This window comes from Actinomycetota bacterium (genome assembly GCA_005774595.1).
Lineage (GTDB): Bacteria > Actinomycetota > Coriobacteriia > Anaerosomatales > D1FN1-002 > D1FN1-002.
The window spans coordinates 1-2,410 of the sequence record VAUM01000293.1; the positions used below are offsets into that span (position 1 = coordinate 1).

The 2,410-nt window shown below is 73.5% G+C and carries 2 protein-coding genes and 1 pseudogene; all 3 read right to left on the reverse strand.

Translation table 11 applies throughout. The annotated features are described in order from the left end of the window. A partial coding sequence (gene uvrC / locus FDZ70_09270; GenBank protein ID TLM70161.1) for an excinuclease ABC subunit UvrC occupies nucleotides 1–1,500 on the reverse strand: 1,500 nt, incomplete at its 3' end. Next, nucleotides 1,398–2,096 carry a hypothetical protein gene (locus tag FDZ70_09275; GenBank protein TLM70162.1) on the reverse strand — a complete coding sequence of 233 codons (699 nt, stop codon included), beginning with the start codon at nucleotides 2,094–2,096 and terminating at the stop codon, nucleotides 1,398–1,400. The genes FDZ70_09275 and uvrC, both read right to left, overlap by 103 nt. A gap of 83 nt (nucleotides 2,097–2,179) precedes the next feature. Beyond that, a pseudogene (locus FDZ70_09280) lies at nucleotides 2,180–2,410 on the reverse strand (hypothetical protein).

Sequence of the window (2,410 nt, forward strand, 5' to 3'; positions counted from 1 at the left end):
CGCCCCCGGCCGCCGCGCGGCGGCGTCGGCCTGGGGGGTGGCGAGCTGCACCCGGAACCGGCGGTACGCGGCCGGGTCGGCGCGCCCGCCCGTGAACACGACCATCGAGCCGACGGAGTGGCGGCCGTGCAGCGTGGAGATGTCGAAGCACTCGATGCGCAGCGGCGGCGCGGGCAGCGCCAGCGCGCTCTCGAGCTGGGCGAGCGCCTCGTTCGTGCGCTGCTCGTCGTAGCGCGTGCGGTGGATGAACCGCGCGAGCGTGTGACGCGCGTTGGTCTCGGCCATCTCGAGCAGGCGGCGCTTCTCGCCGCGCTCGGGCACGCGCAGTGCGACCTTGGCGCCGCGCAGCCCCGCGAGCCACTCCTCCACCGGCTCCGGATCGCACGGCAGCGCAGGCAGCAGCACCTCACGCGGGACGTGGCTGGCCTCGGAGTAGTAGCGCACGAGGAAGCCCTCGACGAGTTCCTCCAGCGGCACGTCGAGCCCCTTGTCGAGCACGATCTCGTTGCCGAGGACCACGCGCCCGCCTCGCACGACGAGCACCTGCACGCCCGCGACGGTCTCCTCGCGCCAGACGCCCACGACGTCGGCGTCGATCGGCGACTCCGAGACGATGCGCTGGCGCTCGAGCACCTTGCGCACCGCGTCGAGCGACGTGCGCAGGCGCGCGGCGCGCTCGTAGTCGAGCTCGGCCGAGGACGCGTACATCTCGCGCTCGATGTCGTCGAGCGCGCGCTGCTGCCGCCCCTCGAGGAACGCGAGCACCTTGGCGACGGTCTCCGCGTACTCCTCGCGCGTGATCGCGCCCACGCACGGGCCCGGGCCTTTGCCGACGTGGCGGTCGAAGCACGGCCGCCCCACCGGCGCGCCGCTACGAGCGTTGACGCGCTTCCACTCCGCGCAGGTCGCGCGGCAGATCGGGTGGATGCGACGCACCGTGTCGATGGTCTCGCGCGCGGCTTTGGCGTCGGTGTACGGGCCGAAGTAGCGCACGCCGCCGCGGTGCTTCTCGCGCGTGTACTTGATCGCCGGGAACGGGTCGGCGAGCGTGACGGCGATGAACGGGTACGTCTTGTCGTCGCGGTAGTCGACGTTGTAGCGCGGCCGGTGCTCCTTGATGAGGTTGGCCTCGAGGATGAGCGACTCGACCTCGGAATCGGTGACGAGCCAGTCGAGCTGCGCGGCCTCAGCCATGAGCAGCGGCACCGACGCGCGCTCGTCGGCCAGCGCCGTGTACTGGCGCACGCGCTTGCGCAGCGACTTCGCCTTGCCGACGTAGAGCACGGTGCCGTCTGCGGCCTTCCACAGGTAGACGCCGGGGGCGTCGGGCGCGCCGGCGGCCTGGCGGGAGAGCTCGGGGGCGACCTTGGGAGCGCGGGCAGGCATGGGCGGCGGTCTCAGTCGCGCGCGGACGCCGGCGCCGCGTCGAGCAGGCGCACCGCGAAGGTCTGGGGCGCGCCGAGGTTGTCGGGGAACTCGTCGGACAGGCGGTTGAACCATGAAGCGTCGTGGGTGAGGGCGTCGCCCGGACGCACCGATACCGGCTCCGCGCTGTCGTAGAGCAACTCGCCCGAGACGACGTCGCCGTCGATCTCCGCGACCCAGCGGCCGATGACCCGATACGTCACGACGCCCCGCGCCGTCACCCCGCTCGCAGGCGGTAGCGCGCCGGCCTCGGGCGACGTCGCACCGCTCAGGGTCAGCGTCGCGGTACCCACGAAGCTGCCCGCGACGAGGTGGCGCCCCGCGGTCCGCACCCCCTTGAGCACGAGGTCGATCCGGGAGCCCTGCGAGAAGGTGTCCCCCGACTCGGCGCCGACGCGGTCGGCGTACGCGAGCGTTCCGGAGTAGTCGCCCGCCGAACTCCAGAGACGCAGGTCGGAGGTCTCGACGACGCGCACGTTCCGTCCGATCTCCCCGCTCGCGATCCCCTGGAGCTTCCAAAAGTGGTCGTACCCCGTCGGCTCGGGAGCCGATGCCGACGCTTCGTGCCCGCGCGTCGCGAGCACGCCGAGCACGCCCGCGAGCACGAGCACCGCGGCGACCGCGAACGCCCACACGCGCCGCGTGCGGCGCACGCCCCCGCGCGCGCTCACTTCGCGCTCCCCTTCCGGCCCGCCCCGCGCTTCTTCGGCGCCGCGCCTCCGCGCTCGGGCGCCACGGACGCGCCGCGTCCCGCGAGCACCGGCGCGAGGAACCGCCCCGTGTGCGAGCCCTTCACGCGCGCGACCTCCTCGGGCGTGCCGACGGCCACCACTTCCCCGCCGCGATCGCCGCCCTCGGGCCCGAGGTCGATGACACGGTCGGCGGACTTCACCACGTCGAGGTTGTGCTCGATGACGAGCACGGTGTTGCCCGCGTCCACGAGGCGCTGCAGCACCGCGAGCAGCTGCCGCACCTGCCCCTTATA